Source organism: Enterobacter sp. KB-280D8, assembly GCF_041399405.1.
Classification (GTDB): Bacteria; Pseudomonadota; Gammaproteobacteria; order Enterobacterales; family Enterobacteriaceae; genus Enterobacter; species Enterobacter cloacae_N.
In genome coordinates this window covers 458,388-476,933 of record NZ_JBGKEC010000004.1, presented here as the reverse complement: position 1 = coordinate 476,933, position 18,546 = coordinate 458,388, and the positions used below count along the sequence as shown (strand labels likewise).

The window sequence follows — 18,546 nt, the reverse complement described above, 5'->3', positions numbered from 1 at the left end:
TCGCCGGGTAAGCGTTAGCGCTACCCGGCAATGTTTTACTGCATCGCGTCAAGAATACGGTATGCCGCCTCAACTCGCGCCGGGTTCGGATAGCTTTTATTTGCCAGCATCACAATGCCGAGCTGCTTTTCAGGAATAAATGCCACGTAGCTGCCAAACCCGCCGGTTGAGCCGGTTTTATGCACCCATGAGGCTTTTACCGGAGGCGCCGGAGGATTCACTTCTCTCGCGGGCAACGGTGCCAGGGCAACCTTGTTATCGCTGCCTCCGACAACGGTTTTTACATCGACCGGCCAGTTGAGCATCTCCCAGCCCAGCCCCTGATACATAGCACCCACGCGCCAGTAGCGGGACTGCGCCAGCGTAATGCCTTGCTTCAGGGATGTATCCTGCAGCGCGTCAGGGGCCATGTTGGCCATCACCCAGCTTGCCATATCCTGCACGTTGGTTTTCACGCCATACGCCTCTGCGTCCAGCATGCCCGGTGAAACGTGGACCGCTTTACCGTCACGATATCCCCAGGCGTAATGCGCCTCCTCCGCTTTCGGAACATTAATCCAGGTATGGTCGAGCTTGAGCGGCTTAAAGACCCGCGTCGTCATGGCCTGCTCATAGCCCATGCCGGAAGGTTTGATCGCCAGCGCGCCAAACAAACCGATGCTGGCATTGGCATAAAGACGCGTGGTGCCCGGTTTCCACTGCGGCTGCCAGTTTTGATAGAAGCGCAGCAGGGAGGCGTTATCCGTGACCTCATCCGGTACCTGTAACGGCAGACCTCCTGCTGTATAGGTTGCCAGATCCAGCATGCGAATTCCCTGCCACTGCTTGCCTGTCAGTTCAGGCCAATATTTGGTTACCGGATCGCCCAGCGATATTTCGCCGCGGGCAATGGCATCGCCTCCCAGCACGCCGGTGAAGGTTTTACTTATAGAGCCCAGCTCGAACAGGGTTTGCGGGGTGACGGGCTTGTTCGCCGCGATGTCGGCTTTTCCGAAGGTAAAGTAGCGTGGCTGGCCCTGATAAATCACGGCCAACGCCATGCCTGGAATGGCCTGCGCTTTCATCAGCGGCGTAACGGTACGTTCCACCACGTCAGCCAGCTGTTTTTCTGACATCGGGGCAGCTAATACCGAGCAGGAGGTGCTGAGCAGCAGGGCGCAGCAAAGGGATTTTGTCATCATCATTTATCTTCCGTAATAGCATGTCAAGGGAGTGTCCGGGCCCGACAGACCGCTGTAGTCTGTTGGATTTGACTATGGCTGACAAACGGTTAAATTTAGCATGAGCTGTTAATTTTTCTAACGGATGGAACGATGACCCGCAGCTATCTCCCGCTTAATTCGCTTCGGGCCTTCGAAGCGGCCGCCCGGCACCTCAGTTTTACGCATGCCGCGATAGAGCTGAATGTCACCCATTCAGCCATCAGCCAGCATGTTAAGGCGCTGGAACAGCATCTGAATTGTCAGCTGTTTGTCCGCGTTTCGCGCGGCCTGATGCTGACCACGGAGGGGGAAAATCTGCTGCCGGTGCTGAATGATTCATTCGATCGTATCGCCGGAATGCTGGATCGCTTTGCCAGCCAGCGCGCCCAGGAGAAGCTAAAAATCGGCGTGGTTGGGACTTTTGCTACGGGTGTTTTATTCTCTCAGCTCGCAGACTTTCGCCGCTGTTATCCGCATATCGATCTCCATCTTTCCACCCATAACAACCGCGTCGATCCGGCGGCTGAAGGGCTTGATTATACGATCCGCTACGGCGGTGGAGCGTGGCACGGCACCGAGGCGCACTTCCTGTGCCCCGCACCGCTGGCGCCGCTTTGCTCGCCCGAAATCGCCGCCGTGCTCCACTCTCCGACCGACATCCTGAAGTTTACCCTGTTGCGCTCTTACCGACGCGACGAATGGTCGGCATGGATGCAGGCGGCAGGCGAGCATCCTCCCTCGCCAACGCACCGGGTGATGGTATTTGATTCGTCTGTCACCATGCTGGAAGCCGCGCAGGCAGGTATGGGCATTGCCATTGCGCCTGTCGATATGTTTACCCATTTGCTGAACAGCGAGCGTATTGTGCAGCCGTTTACAACGCAAATTGATCTGGGCAGTTACTGGTTAACGAGACTGCAGTCGCGGGCTGAAACGTCCGCAATGCGTGAATTTGCCCAGTGGCTGGTGGGAAAGATGAAGAAATAAAAGGCCCGCCGGATGGCGGGCCAGAAGCGTCAGATAGTGACAACCGCAATCAGCGTCACCACGGTCAGGATGGTTGCCAGCCCGTAGAATACCCATTTACCGCTCGGCACATGGATTTTCAGGTCATGCATCGCATGGTGAATACGGTGCAGACCGCACCACAATGGCAGGACGATCATCAGGAAGATGAACACGCGGCCGATAAAGCTGCTCGCAAACGCCAGCACGCGTTCGTAGCTCAGCGCATCGCCCGGGAACAGCCCCAGCGGCAGCATAATGCCGACCAGCAGGATGATAACCGGGGCGATAATGGCACTCCACATGCCGCCTGCGCCAAACAGGCCCCAGAAGACCGGCTCGTCTGAACGTTTTGGATTTGGATTGATCACAGTAGTCTCCTTACCAGAACAGTGCGACAAACAGAACGACCACAGTGACCAGGATCGTCACTGCCCACAGCCCTTTAATGACTGGCTCCGGCCCCATTTTTTCGTCTTTTATAATGATATTCGCCGCTTTTGGCGCCAGTTCAAACCAGGTTTTGGTATGAAGCAGCGCCGCCGCGAGCGCGATCAGGTTCAGAACTACGATGATTGGGTTTTGCAGGAACCCCACAAAGCTGGCCCAGGTTTCCGGCCCGTGTTTGAGGGCGAAAACGCCGTACATCAGCTCAAGGCTGAACCAGACCGCCGGTACCGCCGTGCCTTCACGCAGCATATAGAAGCGATAAAACGGCAGGTTTTTCCACCAGGTGGACGGCACTGGCCGCACGTAGGCTTTGCGTTTAGTCGTCATTATGCACTCCTTAGCGTGGTTTCAGGGTAGCGATAAGAAAGTCTTTCGAGCTTTCCACTTTACCCTGTTGAATGGCCGCGGCCGGGTCGACGTGCTTTGGACAGACTTCGGAGCAGTAGCCCACAAAGGTACAGGTCCAGACGCCGTTCTGACCGTTAAGCTGCGCCATACGTTCTTTTTTACCGTGGTCGCGGCTGTCTTCGTTATAGCGGTGCGCCAGGGTAATAGCGGCCGGGCCGATGAACTCCGGGTTCAGGCCAAACTGTGGACAGGCGGCGTAGCACAGGCCGCAGTTGATGCAGCCAGAGAACTGATGGTATTTCGCCATCTGCGCCGGCGTCTGGGTGTTCGGACCCTGGTCCGGCGTGCGTGGGTTGCCGATGATGTACGGCTTAATCGCTTCCAGACTTTCGATAAAGTGGGTCATATCGACCACCAGATCACGCTCGATCGGGAAGTTGCCCAGCGCTTCAACCTTGATGCCCTTAGTGTAATCGCGCAGGAAGGTTTTACACGCCAGCTTCGGTACCTTGTTGACCATCATGCCGCAGGAGCCACAGATCGCCATGCGGCAGGACCAGCGGTAGCTCAGGTCCGGCGCCAGGTTGTCTTTGATATAGCCGAGCGCATCCAGCAGGGAGGTTTGCTCGTCATAGGGCACTTCATAGAAAGCGCTGTGGGGGGCGGTATCCACCTCCGGGTTGTAGCGCACCACTTCAACTTTCAGTTTTTGCATCTCAGCCATTCGCCTTCTCCTTCTTCTCGGCGGCTTCTGCTTCTGCGCCGTACACGCGTTTAGCCGGTGGCAGCGTGGTGATTTTCACGTCGCTGTAATCCAGACGCGTGGTGCCATCCGCATCGCGCCAGGCGAGAGTGTGTTTCAGGAAATTGACGTCGTCACGTTCGGTACAGCCTTCGTCCAGACGCTGGTGTGCGCCGCGAGACTCTTTACGCGCCAGCGCAGAGTGCGCCATACATTCCGCGACGTTCAGGCCGTGGCCCAGCTCAATGGTATAGAGCAGGTCGGTATTGAAGACGCTGGAGGTGTCGGTGATGCGCACGCGCTTGAAGCGCTCCTGCAGTTCCGCCAGCTTGTCGACGGTTTTCTGCATCAGTTCCGGCGTACGGTAGATACCGCAGCCTTCTTCCATCGACAGGCCCATCTCGTCGCGGATCTTCGACCAGTTCTCGTTACCTTCCTGGTTCACCAGATCCTTCAGGCGTTTTTCAACGTCTGTGACCTGCGCATCCAGCGCCGCGCCGTTTGCTTCGCCTGCGGTCGCCGCACGCTCCATCGCACGCTCGCCCGCCATGCGGCCAAAGACGACCAGCTCTGCCAGCGAGTTAGAGCCCAGGCGGTTGGCGCCGTGCAGGCCGACGGAGGAACACTCGCCTACGGCGAACAGCCCTTTAATGCGGGTTTCACACTGTTGGTCGGTTTCAATCCCGCCCATGGTGTAGTGCGCGGTTGGGCGTACCGGAATCGGCTCTTTCACCGGATCGACGCCGACGTAAGCTTTCGCCAGTTCGCAGATGAACGGCAGACGCTCCAGCAGTTTCTTCTCGCCCAGGTGACGCAGATCGAGATAGACCACGTCGCCGCGCGGCGTGGAGATGGTGTTGCCCTTGCGCCACTCGTGCCAGAAGGCCTGAGAGACTTTGTCGCGCGGGCCGAGTTCCATGTATTTGTTCTTCGGCTCGCCGAGAGGGGTTTCCGGGCCCATGCCGTAATCCTGCAGATAGCGGTAGCCGTTTTTGTTGACCAGGATACCGCCTTCGCCGCGGCAGCCTTCCGTCATCAGAATGCCCGAGCCCGGCAGACCGGTTGGGTGATACTGTACAAACTCCATATCGCGCAGCGGCACGCCATGGCTCAGCGCCATGCCCATGCCGTCACCGGTGACGATGCCGCCGTTGGTGTTGTAGCGATAGACGCGTCCCGCACCGCCCGTTGCCATCACCACCGCATTGGCACGGATCTGGACGAGGGTGCCTTCCATCATGTTCATCGCCACCAGGCCACGTGCATGACCGTCATCGACCAGAATGTCGAGGACAAAATGTTCATCAAAGCGCTGGATTTGTGGGAACTGAAGAGAGGTCTGGAACAGGGTGTGCAGCATGTGGAAGCCGGTCTTATCGGCGGCGAACCAGGTACGTTCGATTTTCATCCCCCCGAAGCGACGAACGTTGACGCTGCCGTCCGGACGGCGGCTCCACGGACATCCCCACTGTTCAAGCTGGGTCATTTCAGTTGGACAATGGTGCACGAAGTAGTCAACGACATCCTGTTCGCAAAGCCAGTCCCCCCCTGCAACCGTGTCGTGGAAATGGTATTCGAAGCTGTCATGATCCTGCGCAACGGCGGCGGACCCTCCTTCTGCTGCCACCGTGTGGCTGCGCATTGGATAGACTTTTGAAATCAATGCGATTTTAGCGTCAGGATTAGCTTGTGCTGCAGCAATCGCAGCACGTAATCCAGCCCCGCCAGCGCCTATTACGGCAAGATCGGCTTGAAAAGTTTGCACGACATTCCTCCAGATTTTTGTTATTTCGCAACGCGACAAACTAAAGGTAGTTCACCCGTCCACGCGGACGATTGCGAAAGCGTTTCCACTGCTCCTTTATGGGTAAAAGAGTATAACCGCGTAGACGTCAGGGAAATTTGACGTGTTCGATTTTTTTGCTGTTCTGTGCGGTGATTTATCATCGTGATTGATGAATTGCGTCACGAAATAATCCACTTAAATGAAATGCGCTTTTTTACTGCGCAAAATTTGTCTCTGTCCCTGCTAACGAGTAGACTTCGTGCCCTTGTCTGAAATCGGAGAAAAACTCATGAGCGAAACGGCCACCTGGCAGCCGAGCGCATCCATCCCAAATCTGTTAAAACGCGCCGCAATTATGACGGAGATCCGCCGTTTCTTTGCCGACCGCGGCGTCCTGGAGGTGGAAACCCCGTGCATGAGTCAGGCAACGGTAACGGATATTCATCTGGTCCCGTTTGAAACCCGTTTTGTTGGCCCTGGCCACTCTCAGGGCATGAATCTGTATCTGATGACCAGCCCGGAATATCACATGAAGCGCCTGCTGGCGGCGGGGTGTGGTCCGGTGTATCAGCTGTGCCGCAGCTTCCGTAATGAAGAGATGGGGCGTCACCATAACCCGGAATTCACCATGCTGGAGTGGTACCGCCCGCATTATGATATGTACCGCCTGATGAACGAGGTGGACGATCTGCTGCAGCAGGTGCTGGACTGTTCAGAAGCCGAAACGCTCTCCTATCAACAGGCCTTCCAGCGCCATCTGGAAATCGATCCGCTGTCGGCGGACAAAGCTCAGCTGCGTGAAGTGGCGGCAAAACTGGATCTGAGCAACGTGGCGGATACCGAGGAGGATCGCGACACGCTGCTGCAGCTGCTGTTCACCTTCGGCGTGGAACCGCAGATTGGTAAAGAACGTCCGACGTTTGTCTATCACTTCCCCGCAAGCCAGGCGTCTCTGGCGCAGATCAGCACCGAAGATCACCGCGTGGCAGAGCGTTTTGAGGTCTATTACAAAGGCATCGAGCTGGCGAACGGCTTCCACGAGCTGACCGACGCGCGCGAACAGCAGCAGCGTTTCGAGCAGGATAACCGCAAGCGCGCCGCGCGCGGTCTGCCGCAGCAGCCGATTGATACTAACCTGCTGGAAGCCTTAAAGGCGGGCCTGCCGGATTGCTCCGGCGTGGCGCTGGGGGTTGACCGTCTGGTCATGCTGGCGCTGGACGCCGAGCAGCTTGGCGATGTGATTGCCTTTACGGTCGATCGTGCCTGAAAAAATGCCGGGTGGCGCAGCGCTTACCCGGCATACATTACCTGTGGCAATATTCCTTTCCATTTTCGCACGGCAACATTAAAAACTGCCATTTTCTCTGTACACGGGTCTTTTTCTTAAATTGCCTCGTATAGCCACAATATTAGTCTGGTCATCTGCTACCATCCGCGCAGTTTAATTCCTCTTCGGATGGTTATATGTCCCAGTCACTCAAAAAGATGACCCTCACCGGGCTCATCCTGATGATTTTTACGTCAGTCTTTGGCTTTGCCAATAGCCCGTCGGCTTTCTATCTGATGGGCTACAGCGCGACGCCGTTTTATATCGTTTCTGCTCTGTTCTTCTTTATCCCGTTTGCGCTGATGATGGCGGAGATGGGCTCGGCTTACCGGAAAGAAGAGGGCGGTATCTATTCATGGATGAACAACAGCATCGGTCCGCGTTACGCATTTATCGGCACGTTTATGTGGTTCTCCTCCTACGTCGTCTGGATGGTCAGCACGGCGGCCAAAGTCTGGGTGCCGTTCTCAACGTTTCTTTTCGGGGCGGATAAAACGCAGATATGGTCTCTGGCGGGGCTGAGCTCCACGCAGGTGGTCGGTATTCTGGCGGTGTGCTGGATGGTGGTGGTCACGCTGGTAGCGTCAAAAGGCATCAACAAAATTGCCCGTATCACCGCCGTTGGCGGTATTTCCGTGATGTGCCTGAACCTGGTGCTGCTGCTGGCGAGTATCGCCATTCTGTGCCTGAACGGCGGGCACTTCGCGCAGGAGGTGAACTTCGTATCATCGCCTAATCCGGGCTATCAGTCCGGGCTGGCCATGCTCTCCTTCGTGGTGTTTGCCATTTTTGCCTACGGCGGTATTGAAGCGGTAGGCGGGCTGGTCGATAAGACAGAGAACCCGGAAAAGAATTTCGCCAAAGGGATTATTTTTGCCGCCATCGTCATCTCCATCGGCTACTCGCTGGCGATTTTCCTTTGGGGCGTCAGTACCAGCTGGCAGCAGGTGTTGAGTAACGACACCACTAACCTCGGGAACATCACCTACGTGCTGATGAAAAGCCTGGGGATGACGTTGGGTAACGCCATGCACCTGACGCCGGAAGCATCGGTCACCATGGGGATCTGGTTTGCGCGCATTACCGGCCTGTCGATGTTCCTTGCCTATACCGGCGCGTTCTTTACGCTGATCTACTCGCCGCTGAAAGCGATCATTCAGGGCACGCCAAAAGCGCTGTGGCCGGCACGCATGACGCAGCTGAATACCGCAGGCATGCCGGCCAACGCCATGTGGATGCAGTGTCTGCTGGTGTGCGTGTTCATTCTGCTGGTGTCATTTGGCGGTGATACCGCGTCTGCGTTCTATAACAAGCTGACCCTGATGGCGAACGTGTCGATGACGCTGCCGTACCTGTTCCTCACCCTGGCGTTCCCGTTCTTTAAGGCGAAGCGGGACCTTGAGCGTCCATTTGTGATCTTCAAAACCCGCGCGGCAACGCTGCTGGCAACTACGGTGGTGGTGCTGGTCGTGGCGTTTGCCAACATCTTTACCGTTATTCAGCCCGTGGTTGAGGCAAACGACTGGAACAGCGCGCTGTGGATGGTCGGTGGGCCGATCTTCTTCTCGCTGCTGGCGATGGGAATTTATGAGAATTACCGTCGGCGTTCAATGGCGTACGTCGCGGAAGTGGCGTAGCGGTAAAATCCCCCTCCCGAAAGGGAGGGGAGAAAGATTACAAACTGCCCGCCGGGCGCGATCTTGCTGCCGACGTGAGCGTTTTACCCATCTTGCGTCCGTCCATACTTTCCAGACGCATCTGGAACGGTGGGAACGGCATATCAATACCGTGCTCGCGGAAGCCCGCCAGAATCAGCTGGTGGATCTCATGGCGCAGCGGCATACGGTGCCCCATTTCGGCAGCGTAAATACGCAGTTCGAAAATCTGGATCCCCTGCTGTAAATCGACCAGGAACACTTCCGGTACGGGATTATCGAGCACCAGCGTGCAGCGTTCGGCGGCGGTATAGAGGATCTGCGTGACCTCTTCGCTGTTGGCATCCGACGGCGCCGGTACCGTCAGCACCACGCGCGTAACGGAGTCCGACAGCGACCAGTTGATAAACTGCTCGGTAATAAACGCCTTGTTCGGCACGATGATCTCTTTACGGTCCCAGTCGCTGATCGTGGTGGCACGGGTGTTGATCTTCGTTACGCTCCCGGTCAGATCGCGGATCGTCACCGTATCGCCAATACGAATCGGCTTTTCAAACAAGATGATGAGGCCGGACACAAAGTTAGCGAAAATCTCCTGCATGCCAAAACCAAGGCCAAACGTCAGCGCCGCTACCAGCCACTGCAGTTTAGACCACTCGATACCAATCATTGAGAAACCAACCATCCCGCCAAACAGCAGTATCAGGTATTTCGTAATGGTCGTAATGGCGTATCCCGTGCCGGGGGTTAAATCCAGATGCTGCAGCAGCGCCAGCTCCAGCAGTGCCGGGAAGTTACGCACCAGTTGGGTGGTGATGATCAGCACCAGAATGGCAATCAGCACCGCGCCTAAGGTGATCGGCTCCAGGCTTTCAACGCCCTGCACCGTGGACGTCACGTCCCACAGAGAGATATTCTCCAGGAAGCCAAACGCGGAATGAATTTCTGACCACAGGAAAATCACCGACAGAAGGGCAATCAGCATCAGGAGGGAGCGCACCAGGCGCAGAGACTGGGTACTGATGGCATCCAGATCCAGTTCGACCTCGTCGGCATCCATCGTGCCTTCCGTGCTGTTGACATGGGTTGGCTCTTCCTCACCCCGGGCACGCTGAGCGAGGATCTCCGCCCGGCGATGCTTGGCGCGGTCGAAGGCCAGGCGACGGCGCTGGATCAGCATCCCGCGACGGATCACGTGATACACCACCAGCAGCAGGAACCAGATCGCCACCGACGTTTCCAGTCGCGCCAGAAGTGCCTGCGAGGTTGCCAGGTAACCTACCGCGGCTGCCAGCATCGCAATCAGAGGGGCGCTCAGCAGGAGGTTCCAGAGCAGCCGGTTGAACATGTTGTCGCCGCTGCCGGATTTATCCAGATAGAGCGGTATCCCCGCGCGTTTCAGGCTGAGCGTCACGATGGCCAGCGCGCCACAGATCAGCATAAAGCAGAGGCGGCCCAGCGAGCCTGAAAATTCCCGGTCGTTGAGATTATCAAACATGATCAGCGCCATAATCAGCGGCACAATCAGCCCGATGCTCATCAGGTAGTAGCGCATGGCGCGTGCCACGCGGTTACGCGGCCAGCCAAAGTGGGCAATGAACAGGCCATTCGGCCGTGCGAACGTGGCGCAAATCATCACCACCCACAGCAGCGGCACCGTAGCGGTGACGCCATCGCCAATGGCGACCGCGAGCGGATAGGGCCAGGCTTCCCGCAGGCCGTAGCCAAGCGTCATCCACAGCACCGGCAGCGGAGACGCGACGAGAATCGACCAGAACACGGTGCGCAACGTCAGCCAGAAGTGATCCTGAGTGACTTTCCCCACCCGCGCGCTGGAACGCTCCAGGAAGCGGGTGAAATGTCTGCGTGAGTAAATGCTGAAGCCCACCAGAACCAACGCGCCCAGCAGCGGGATAATCGTCTCTTTACTGGTCAGCATCATCACGCTGGCCTGTCCGAGTTGGCTGAAGGTGTCCAGCGAAATAAGGCGGCGCAGATCCTGAACGATCTCAATCGGCCACGAGAAGGTCATCGGACGCACGTCGGACGTCCAGAAGAGATAACGGTGCGTCGCCTCGTTCACCTCTTTCAGTGCGTCTTCCAGCTGGCTGTTAGACACCTTGAGCTTAGTCAGTTCCAGAATCAGCGTATCCCCGCCCTGAAGCAGGGAGTTCAGCAGCTCGCGCTGGGTGCGCAGCTGGGCTTCAAGAATACGGTTTTGCTCGCTGGTCAGGGGCTGTCCGTCAGCCTGACGGATCTGGCGAATTTGCGGCTGCTTATTGAGAAGATCTTCAAAGTGCAGTCGCTGCACGCGCAGCTGGGCCATCTCGGTATCCAGCTGCTGCGGCTTCGGCATTTCCGGCAGGCGTGCGACCTGGGCGCGTAACGCTTCGCCCAGCAGGTTTGATGACCCGAGCCACTGGGACTGCTCGCGCAGGGTGTTGAGCGCCTGGCGCACCTGCAGGGTTTGATTCGTCGCCTGGCGCTGCTGGGAGGCAACCAGATCCATACGCTGCGCCTGCTGATTCAGGGCGGCAGAAAGCTCGCGGTTGACCTTAAACTGATCGACGATACCTTCTGGCAGATTGGCACTGTTTTCCGCCAGCAGCTCGGTGCTTTCAAGCGCACGCTCGGCTTCGCGCTGACGCTGGCTGTTAAGCAAATTACGCAGGGCCTGAAGATACGCATCCAGCTGCTCGCTCTGCTTCTGAGCGAGTTCAGAGCGCATCCGCGCCAGCTCCTGGCGGTTGTTGGCGGAAAGCTGCGCCAGCTCCAGCTCATCCACAAGGGCCTTCAGACGAGCTGATTCGGCCTGCAGACCCAGATTTTGCGCCTGAGCCTGCGGCGTATTGCCGCTTTGCGTCCCCACGCGACGCTCAACGTCGTTAAGCTGGCGGCGGGCGTCGGTTTGCTGCTGCGGAAGCTGACTGAGGGAGTCGGCAATTTCACGCGCCCGCTCCTGCTCCTGCTGAGCCTGGCGGCTCTTTTCCAGAAGCTGGCTGCTCACCTGCAGGATTTCCTGATTCAGGGCGTCGGTGGTCATGCCTTCCGGCACATTGCGCGGCTCATCGCGCAGATTAGCGAGCTGCGCGCGCAGCGTTTGCGAGAGTTTAGGAAAGTTGTCGATAACCTGCTGATACTGCTGAGCGCGCTCAAGCGAGCCTTTCCGCTCTTCAAGCGCGTTCAGTGCGGACTGGAGCGACTCAACGGTCTCTGGCTGAGCGGGTTTAGCCGCTTTCGCCTGTTCCAGTTCCTGGGTTATCTGTTTGGCGTCGGGGGCTGTCGCTGCGTACGCCCCCATGCTGAGGCACCAGGCCATCAGTAAAACGATAATCGGGCGCACGTCAGCGATCCTTCTGTTGTTAGCCTTCGTCTTTTTTGTCGTCAACCAGCGGGCTGGCGTCGTGCTCGGCGTCAATCTCTTCTTGCGGCAGCGGAGCAGGTTCTGCGTCCGGCGTCACGAAGGTTTCGGTAGAGACCGCCAGCGGCTGGCCGAGCTTAGTGACCGAGAGGCTTTCGAGCTGTTCAGCCAGCTTCACTTTACCCGGCGCAAACAGGTTGATGACGGTAGAACCCAGCTTGAAGCGGCCCATCTCCTGACCTTTCAGCAGGGCGACAGAGCCTTCCTCTTCACCAGCAGGCCACGTCCAGCGCTTAATTACGCCTTCACGCGGAGGGGTGATGGTGCCAGCCCAGACGGTTTCAATACTGCCGACAATGGTCGCGCCCACCAGAATCTGCGCCATAGGGCCGAATTCAGTATCGAACAGGCAGATGACGCGCTCGTTACGGGCAAACAGGTTCGGTACGTTTTGCGCGGTCAGGTGGTTTACGGAGAACAGATCGCCCGGCACGTAGATCATCTCACGCAGGATACCGTTACACGGCATATGCACGCGGTGGTAGTCGCGCGGTGACAGATAGGTGGTGGCAAAGGTGCCGTTGCGGAACAGATCCGCCATCAGGTAATTGCCCGCCAGCAGCGCTTCCAGGCTGTAGTTATGGCCTTTCGCCTGCAGGATTTTGTCGTCTTCGATGTTACCCAGCTGGCTGATCACCCCGTCTGCTGGCATCACCAGGACGTTAGGATCGGTGTTCAGCGGGCGCACTTCGTCGCGCAGCGGGCGCACGAAAAACTCGTTGAACGTGCGGTAGCTGGCGGTGTCCGGCTTCTGCGCTTCTTTCATGTCGACCTTGTAATACTTCACGAAAAGGTCGATGACCAGTTTGGTCAGCCAGCCCGCGCGTTTGCTTGCGCCCCAGCCCGCCAGGCAAGTGAGCCACAGTTTTGGCAGAATGTATTGAAGCGAAAGTTTAAATGCGTTTAACAAGGTAGCCTCCAGGCCATTGTTTTGTCGTTCCTGATCCGGCGGTAAGCCGCCGGAACCTGAAAAAAGGGGACGATTTTAGCGATGCTTAGCTTAGTTGTCAGTTGTCAGAATCAGAAAAGTTTTTACGCGTTTTTACCTGATCCATGCTCTCAAGAATGCGGTGGTAATTGTCGAAGCGGGTCTCCGCAATCTCACCTTTCTCAACCGCTTCGCGGATAGCGCAGCCTGGATCGTTATCGTGTTTACAGTCGCGGTATTTGCAAGCGCCTAAATAATCATGGAATTCGACAAATCCATTAAAGATTTGTTCCGGCTCAAGATGCCATAAACCGAATTCACGCACGCCCGGGGAGTCGATGACATCGCCGCCGTGCGGGAAGTGATACAGACGCGAGGCGGTAGTGGTGTGCTGGCCCAGACCCGAGACGTCAGACACATCGTTGGTGAGGATCTCCTGCTGGAGGCCGAGCAGATTGTTCAGCAGGCTCGATTTGCCTACGCCGGACTGGCCCGCAAAAATGCTGATGCGATCGGTAAGCGCCTCTTCCAGCGGTTTGAGGCCATCTTTAGTATGGCTGGAGACCATCAGGACGCGATAGCCAATCTTGCGATAGATATCCATCTGCTCATTAACGAAAGCTATGCCTTCGTCATCCAGCAGATCGATTTTGTTCAGCACGATAATCGGTTCAACCTGCAGCGTTTCGCACGCGACGAGGTATCGGTCGATAATATTGAGCGAAAGTTCAGGCAAAATCGCCGATACGATAACAATCTGGTTAATGTTGGCGGCAATCGGCTTCACCCCGTCGTAAAAATCGGGACGGGTTAACACGGACGTACGTTCATGAACCGCTTCAACGATACCTTTTACCGTAACGCCTTCCGCCGCCTCTTTCCCCGGACGCCATACGACGCGGTCACCGGTCACCAGAGAACGAATGGTCCGGCGGATGTTGCAGCGGTGGATTTCACCATCGGCGGATTCCACGTCAGCGTGCATACCGAAACGGCTGATGACTACGCCTTCCGTAGGTTCGCCAAACAGGTTGTCGTCGTAATCGACCTTCTCCGAAGTGGTTTTAAGACGGCGCTGGTGATTGGCATTCACACGGCGCTGCTGCCCTTTGGAGAGTTTATTTTTACTCAATCGCACTGGCTCCTGGTCGCCCGTAAGGGGCAAAACCTCTATGATACACTCTAATTAATACTAGTTAACCTGCTACTGCCGGTTATGCGAGAAGGGTGGAAAATAACATGAGCGCGGATGAAAACAACCTGATTTGGATCGATCTCGAAATGACCGGGCTGGATCCCGAGCGCGATCGCATTATTGAGATTGCAACCCTGGTCACCGATGCCAACCTGAATATCCTGGCCGAAGGGCCAACGATTGCGGTGCATCAGTCCGACGACCAGCTGGCGCTGATGGACGAGTGGAACGTGCGTACCCATACCGGAAGCGGGCTGGTGGAGCGCGTAAAGGCCAGCACGTTGGGCGATCGCGAGGCGGAACTGGCGACGCTCGAATTTCTGAAACAGTGGGTGCCGGCGGGTAAATCGCCGATCTGCGGGAACAGCATCGGCCAGGATCGCCGTTTTCTGTTTAAGTATATGCCGGAGCTGGAGTCTTACTTTCACTACCGCTATCTGGATGTCAGTACCCTGAAAGAGCTGGCGCGTCGCTGGAAACCAGAAATCCTTGATGGCTTCAAAAAGCAAGGAACGCACCAGGCGATGGACGATATCCGCGAGTCTGTGGCGGAACTCGCGTACTACCGCGAAAACTTTATTAAGCTGTGATTTTGAGATCCGGCGCCTTGCGTGGCCGGGATTTTGTCGTTAAATTGTTCAGCTTGCCGATTAAATAAGCATTTGAACTGAATTTCGAAAAAATCACTTTCAGGGGGGTTGCAGCTAAAAGGATTTCTCGTATAATGCGCCTCCCGTAACGACAGAGAATTACACGTTACGACAGCAACAAAAGCAGTACAGATTTGCGGGAATAGCTCAGTTGGTAGAGCACGACCTTGCCAAGGTCGGGGTCGCGAGTTCGAGTCTCGTTTCCCGCTCCAAAATTTGAAAAGTGCTTCTCAAGCACGGACTGCCCAAGCGGGAATAGCTCAGTTGGTAGAGCACGACCTTGCCAAGGTCGGGGTCGCGAGTTCGAGTCTCGTTTCCCGCTCCAAAATTTGAAAGTGCTTCTAAAGCACGGACCACCCAAGCGGGAATAGCTCAGTTGGTAGAGCACGACCTTGCCAAGGTCGGGGTCGCGAGTTCGAGTCTCGTTTCCCGCTCCAAATTCTTCTTCATCTCTAAAATATCCACAGCGAAAAGACGCGCTGGGGACGTTTTCTATTGCATCTGAAATACTCTTGTAAACAGAGTTATCCACAGAATTCGCGCTTTACCCAAACCGTACAGAAAGTTAGCAGGGTGAATAATATCTCCCCAAGTCACTGTATTAAGTGGATAAAATTTCATTTCAAAATGTTATAGAGATCACTTGACCTCTTCTCAAGCCCAGATGGTGCTTGAGTTTTTATTTTTATTCACAGGCTGTGAATATATCACGCATCCCGCGTAAGCCCTTTTTCGATTACCCTGACCAGCCGCTGTTTCTTGGGAAGCTGCACCTCGACCACGCAGGCATTGCGCTTCTCGATTTGCTGCGCAATCGCCCATTCTATGTGTTCATCAAGAAGTGGGTGCTCACCTCTACGACTTTCAAGCGCCTGAATATTTGCTTTATCCCACGGGGCATTGCCCAGCGCGACGGCCACGTTTCGCAGCCAGCGCAGGTGGCCGATACGCCGAATGGCGGAACCTTCCGTCACCTTCAGGAACCAGGCTTCGGTCCAGGCGAACAGCTCGATCAGCGGCGGGGCATGTAACGCCTTGCGGGGACTGAAGTCTTCTTCATCCGTCAGCTGTGAATAGCGGTTCCACGGGCAGATCAGCTGACAGTCGTCGCAGCCGTAGATGCGGTTGCCGATAAGTGGACGAAACTCTTCCGGGATAGCTCCTTCGAGCTCGATGGTGAGATAGGAAATGCAGCGGCGCGCATCAACAGTGTACGGCTCAACGATGGCGCCCGTCGGGCAGATGGTCATGCAGGCCACGCAGCGGCCACAGCCTTCCTCTACCGGGCCGTCTACCGGCAGGGGTAAATCAATCAGCAGTTCACCGAGGAAGAAGAACGATCCGGCGTCGCGGCTAAGGATAAGTGAGTGCTTACCTGACCAGCCAAGCCCGGCTTTTTCGGCGATCGGACGCTCAAGAATAGGCGCGGAATCGACAAAGGGTCTAAAATTCAGCGAAACACAGTGCTGCTGAATAGTTTCCCCGAGTTTTTTTAAACGGTTACGCAGTAGCTTATGGTAATCACGCCCCAGGGCGTACCGGCTGACGTAACCCAGAGAGGGATTTTTTAGCGTGCGCGCAAAGGCCGCGTTGGCAGGCAGGTAGTTCATGCGCACGCTGATGACGCGCAATGTACCCGGTAAAAGCTCATGTGGACGGGCACGCATCATGCCGTGACGCGCCATCCACTCCATTTCGCCGTGGTATTGTTTGTCCAGCCAGGCCTGCAGTTTTGGCTCGCTGGCAGAGAGGTCGGTATCGGTAATGCCTACCTTCTGAAAGCCAAGCTCAGCACCCCACTGTTTTATTTTTTGCGCTAATTCATTGAGATCGAGGGGCTGTGACATGACGGACCATACGGTGAAGAAAAACCCCGCAAGTATACCACATTCCATCTGGCATGCGGATGACCTCCGGCGCGCCGAAAAAGAGGCCGCAGACAGCCTCGGCATTACTCTTTATGAACTGATGCAGCGCGCGGGGGAGGCGGCGTTTAACGTTGCCCGCGGCGCGTACCCGCAATCCACTCACTGGCTGATTTTGTGTGGGCACGGCAATAACGGCGGCGACGGCTACGTTGCTGCGCGTCTCGCGGTTGCGGCCGGTATCCGCGTTACCTTGCTGGCGCTGGAAAGTGATAAGCCCCTGCCGGAAGAGGCCGGTGCGGCGCGGGAGGCATGGCTGAATGCAGGCGGCGTGATTCATGCCCCTGATATCGTCTGGCCGGAAGATGTTGATCTGATTGTTGATGGTCTGCTGGGGACCGGGCTACGCAGCGCGCCTCGCGAGAACATCGCCGCGCTTATTGAACACGCTAACGGGCACTCCGCGCCGGTAGTGGCGCTGGACATTCCGTCGGGCCTGATCGCGCAGACCGGCGCGACGCCTGGCACCGTTATTCAGGCTGCGCACACCGTGACCTTTATCGCTCTGAAGCCGGGCTTGTTAACCGGAAAAGCCCGGGATGTGGTTGGCGTATTGCACCATAACGCCCTGGGGCTGGAGAGCTGGCTCGCAGGGCAGGAAACGCGCCTGTCGCGCTTTGATGCCTCGCAGCTAAAAGAGTGGCTTCCGCCGCGCCGCCCAACGTCCCATAAGGGCGACCACGGCAGGCTGGTGATTATTGGTGGCGATCGCGGTACGGCAGGTGCGGTTCGCATGGCCGGTGAGGCGGCACTGCGCAGCGGTGCCGGATTAGTGCGAGTACTCACTCGCATCGAGAACATTACGCCAATCATTACAGCTCGACCGGAACTGATGGTCCATGAGCTTACGCCCCAGACGCTTGAAGAAAGCCTCGAATGGGCGGATGTGGTGGTCATTGGTCCCGGTCTTGGACAGCAGGCATGGGGTAAACAGGCCCTGCAAAAGGTCGAAAATTTTCGTAAACCGATGCTGTGGGATGCCGACGCGCTTAACCTTCTGGCAATAAACCCGGATAAGCGTCACAATCGCATTCTGACGCCACACCCCGGCGAAGCCGCGCGCCTGCTTAACTGCAGCGTGGCAGAAATTGAAAGCGATCGCTTACTTTCTGCTCAGCGTCTGGTAAAACGTTACGGAGGTGTTGCCGTTTTGAAAGGGGCAGGAACCGTTGTCGCCAGTGACGAGACGCAGGGCATTATTGATGCCGGAAATGCGGGCATGGCGAGCGGCGGCATGGGCGATGTGCTTTCAGGCATCATTGGCGCATTGCTTGGACAGAAACTTCCCCTTTATGATGCAGCCTGTGCGGGCTGCGTGGCCCACGGCGCGGCAGCTGACAGGCTTGCTGCGCGAGAGGGTACACGCGGTATGCTGGCCACCGATCTCTTTTGCACGCTGCGGCGTGTTGTTAACCCGGATGTGATTGACGTAGAAAATGACTAATCGAGCGATTCCTTTACCTGATGAACAAGCCACTTTAGATCTCGGCAAGCGCGTGGCGCAGGCCTGTCAGGGGGCAACCGTCATTTATCTGTATGGTGATTTAGGTGCGGGTAAAACCACCTTCAGCCGGGGTTTTTTGCAGGCGTTAGGGCATAACGGGAATGTGAAAAGCCCAACCTACACGCTGGTCGAGCCGTACACCCTCGACAATCTTATGGTGTACCACTTTGATTTATATCGCCTTGCGGATCCTGAGGAGCTGGAATTTATGGGGATCCGTGATTATTTTGCCAACGACGCCATCTGCCTGGTGGAGTGGCCGCAACAAGGTGCGGGTGTGTTACCTGACCCGGATGTCGAAATTCACTTAGATTACCAGGCGCAAGGGCGTGAGGCTCGCATCAGTGCGGTTTCCTCATCAGGGTGTTCCTTACTGGCGCGTCTCGCCGGTTAAGAGTAGGGATGACG

General features: G+C 56.6%; 15 protein-coding genes and 3 tRNA genes. 9 read left to right on the top strand and 9 right to left on the bottom strand.

Going from position 1 to position 18,546, the window contains the following annotated elements; all coding sequences use genetic code 11:
* Nucleotides 1–35 precede the first annotated feature (35 nt).
* The gene (gene blaACT / locus AB8818_RS15210; protein WP_192984730.1) at nucleotides 36–1,181 is read right to left on the bottom strand and encodes an ACT family cephalosporin-hydrolyzing class C beta-lactamase; all 1,146 of its coding nucleotides are present in this window, start codon (nucleotides 1,179–1,181) and stop codon (nucleotides 36–38) included.
* Nucleotides 1,182–1,313: 132 nt separating this feature from the next.
* Here blaACT and ampR point away from each other — a divergent pair, with 132 nt between their 5' ends.
* The gene (gene ampR, locus AB8818_RS15205) at nucleotides 1,314–2,189 is read left to right on the top strand and encodes a LysR family transcriptional regulator AmpR (protein WP_116344016.1); all 876 of its coding nucleotides are present in this window, start codon (nucleotides 1,314–1,316) and stop codon (nucleotides 2,187–2,189) included.
* 29 nt (nucleotides 2,190–2,218) lie between these two features.
* Here ampR and frdD read toward each other — a convergent pair whose 3' ends face one another.
* Genes frdD through frdA form a run of 4 tightly spaced genes read right to left on the bottom strand, consistent with a single transcriptional unit; the run spans nucleotide 2,219 to nucleotide 5,512 of the window.
* Entirely contained in the window at nucleotides 2,219–2,578 is a 360-nt protein-coding gene (frdD, locus tag AB8818_RS15200; RefSeq protein WP_000609653.1) for a fumarate reductase subunit FrdD, read from the bottom strand.
* Nucleotides 2,579–2,588: 10 nt separating this feature from the next.
* A complete protein-coding gene (gene frdC / locus AB8818_RS15195; RefSeq protein ID WP_116344015.1) occupies nucleotides 2,589–2,984 on the bottom strand; it encodes a fumarate reductase subunit FrdC in 396 nt (131 codons plus the stop codon).
* A 10-nt stretch (nucleotides 2,985–2,994) separates the two neighbouring features.
* Entirely contained in the window at nucleotides 2,995–3,729 is a 735-nt protein-coding gene (locus AB8818_RS15190; RefSeq protein WP_041911494.1) for a succinate dehydrogenase/fumarate reductase iron-sulfur subunit, read from the bottom strand.
* On the bottom strand, nucleotides 3,722–5,512 hold the full coding sequence (gene frdA, locus AB8818_RS15185; protein ID WP_116344014.1) for a fumarate reductase (quinol) flavoprotein subunit: 1,791 nt from the start codon (nucleotides 5,510–5,512) through the stop codon (nucleotides 3,722–3,724). The genes AB8818_RS15190 and frdA overlap by 8 nt, the downstream gene beginning before the upstream one ends.
* Nucleotides 5,513–5,822: 310 nt before the next feature.
* On the opposite strand from frdA, the gene epmA reads away from it, so the two are divergent.
* Nucleotides 5,823–6,800 carry an elongation factor P--(R)-beta-lysine ligase gene (epmA, locus tag AB8818_RS15180; protein WP_166709841.1) on the top strand — a complete coding sequence of 326 codons (978 nt, stop codon included), beginning with the start codon at nucleotides 5,823–5,825 and terminating at the stop codon, nucleotides 6,798–6,800.
* Between the two features lie 197 nt (nucleotides 6,801–6,997).
* Complete coding sequence (yjeM, locus tag AB8818_RS15175) at nucleotides 6,998–8,497, top strand: glutamate/gamma-aminobutyrate family transporter YjeM (RefSeq protein ID WP_192984693.1); 1,500 nt, start codon at nucleotides 6,998–7,000, stop codon at nucleotides 8,495–8,497.
* A 37-nt stretch (nucleotides 8,498–8,534) separates the two neighbouring features.
* Here yjeM and mscM read toward each other — a convergent pair whose 3' ends face one another.
* The 3 genes from mscM to rsgA form a co-directional block, all read right to left on the bottom strand.
* The gene (gene mscM / locus AB8818_RS15170) at nucleotides 8,535–11,858 is read right to left on the bottom strand and encodes a miniconductance mechanosensitive channel MscM (RefSeq protein ID WP_163331114.1); all 3,324 of its coding nucleotides are present in this window, start codon (nucleotides 11,856–11,858) and stop codon (nucleotides 8,535–8,537) included.
* Between the two features lie 19 nt (nucleotides 11,859–11,877).
* Nucleotides 11,878–12,846: an archaetidylserine decarboxylase gene (asd, locus tag AB8818_RS15165; RefSeq protein WP_192984695.1), complete on the bottom strand. Its 969-nt coding sequence runs from the start codon at nucleotides 12,844–12,846 to the stop codon at nucleotides 11,878–11,880.
* Between the two features lie 97 nt (nucleotides 12,847–12,943).
* The gene (gene rsgA, locus AB8818_RS15160) at nucleotides 12,944–13,996 is read right to left on the bottom strand and encodes a small ribosomal subunit biogenesis GTPase RsgA (RefSeq protein ID WP_192984697.1); all 1,053 of its coding nucleotides are present in this window, start codon (nucleotides 13,994–13,996) and stop codon (nucleotides 12,944–12,946) included.
* Nucleotides 13,997–14,103: 107 nt separating this feature from the next.
* Here rsgA and orn point away from each other — a divergent pair, with 107 nt between their 5' ends.
* From orn to AB8818_RS15140, 4 genes are all read left to right on the top strand, one after another.
* Nucleotides 14,104–14,649: an oligoribonuclease gene (gene orn, locus AB8818_RS15155; protein WP_028015247.1), complete on the top strand. Its 546-nt coding sequence runs from the start codon at nucleotides 14,104–14,106 to the stop codon at nucleotides 14,647–14,649.
* Nucleotides 14,650–14,845: 196 nt separating this feature from the next.
* A tRNA-Gly gene (locus AB8818_RS15150) sits at nucleotides 14,846–14,921 on the top strand.
* A gap of 37 nt (nucleotides 14,922–14,958) precedes the next feature.
* Nucleotides 14,959–15,034: transfer RNA gene (locus tag AB8818_RS15145), tRNA-Gly, on the top strand.
* A 36-nt stretch (nucleotides 15,035–15,070) separates the two neighbouring features.
* Nucleotides 15,071–15,146 (top strand) — tRNA-Gly (locus AB8818_RS15140).
* 270 nt (nucleotides 15,147–15,416) lie between these two features.
* On the opposite strand, the gene queG is transcribed toward AB8818_RS15140, so the two are convergent.
* On the bottom strand, nucleotides 15,417–16,556 hold the full coding sequence (gene queG, locus AB8818_RS15135) for a tRNA epoxyqueuosine(34) reductase QueG (RefSeq protein WP_192984701.1): 1,140 nt from the start codon (nucleotides 16,554–16,556) through the stop codon (nucleotides 15,417–15,419).
* Between queG and nnr the strand changes: the two genes are divergently transcribed.
* Nucleotides 16,555–18,078: a bifunctional ADP-dependent NAD(P)H-hydrate dehydratase/NAD(P)H-hydrate epimerase gene (nnr, locus tag AB8818_RS15130; RefSeq protein ID WP_163330669.1), complete on the top strand. Its 1,524-nt coding sequence runs from the start codon at nucleotides 16,555–16,557 to the stop codon at nucleotides 18,076–18,078. The two genes, queG and nnr, sit on opposite strands and share 2 nt — an antisense overlap.
* Nucleotides 18,071–18,532, top strand: coding sequence for a tRNA (adenosine(37)-N6)-threonylcarbamoyltransferase complex ATPase subunit type 1 TsaE (tsaE, locus tag AB8818_RS15125; RefSeq protein WP_028015250.1), 462 nt, complete (start codon nucleotides 18,071–18,073; stop codon nucleotides 18,530–18,532). The genes nnr and tsaE overlap by 8 nt, the downstream gene beginning before the upstream one ends.
* Nucleotides 18,533–18,546: the final 14 nt, after the last annotated feature.

Bases quoted from the DNA above. Each gene is read 5' to 3' on its own strand.
- blaACT (WP_192984730.1), bottom strand. From the start codon at position 1,181: ATGATGACAAAATCCCTTTGCTGCGCCCTGCTGCTCAGCACCTCCTGC.
- ampR (WP_116344016.1), top strand. From the start codon at position 1,314: ATGACCCGCAGCTATCTCCCGCTTAATTCGCTTCGGGCCTTCGAAGCG.
- frdC (WP_116344015.1), bottom strand. From the start codon at position 2,984: ATGACGACTAAACGCAAAGCCTACGTGCGGCCAGTGCCGTCCACCTGG.
- AB8818_RS15190 (WP_041911494.1), bottom strand. From the start codon at position 3,729: ATGGCTGAGATGCAAAAACTGAAAGTTGAAGTGGTGCGCTACAACCCG.
- epmA (WP_166709841.1), top strand. From the start codon at position 5,823: ATGAGCGAAACGGCCACCTGGCAGCCGAGCGCATCCATCCCAAATCTG.
- yjeM (WP_192984693.1), top strand. From the start codon at position 6,998: ATGTCCCAGTCACTCAAAAAGATGACCCTCACCGGGCTCATCCTGATG.
- orn (WP_028015247.1), top strand. From the start codon at position 14,104: ATGAGCGCGGATGAAAACAACCTGATTTGGATCGATCTCGAAATGACC.
- nnr (WP_163330669.1), top strand. From the start codon at position 16,555: ATGACGGACCATACGGTGAAGAAAAACCCCGCAAGTATACCACATTCC.
- queG (WP_192984701.1), bottom strand. From the start codon at position 16,556: ATGTCACAGCCCCTCGATCTCAATGAATTAGCGCAAAAAATAAAACAG.
- tsaE (WP_028015250.1), top strand. From the start codon at position 18,071: ATGACTAATCGAGCGATTCCTTTACCTGATGAACAAGCCACTTTAGAT.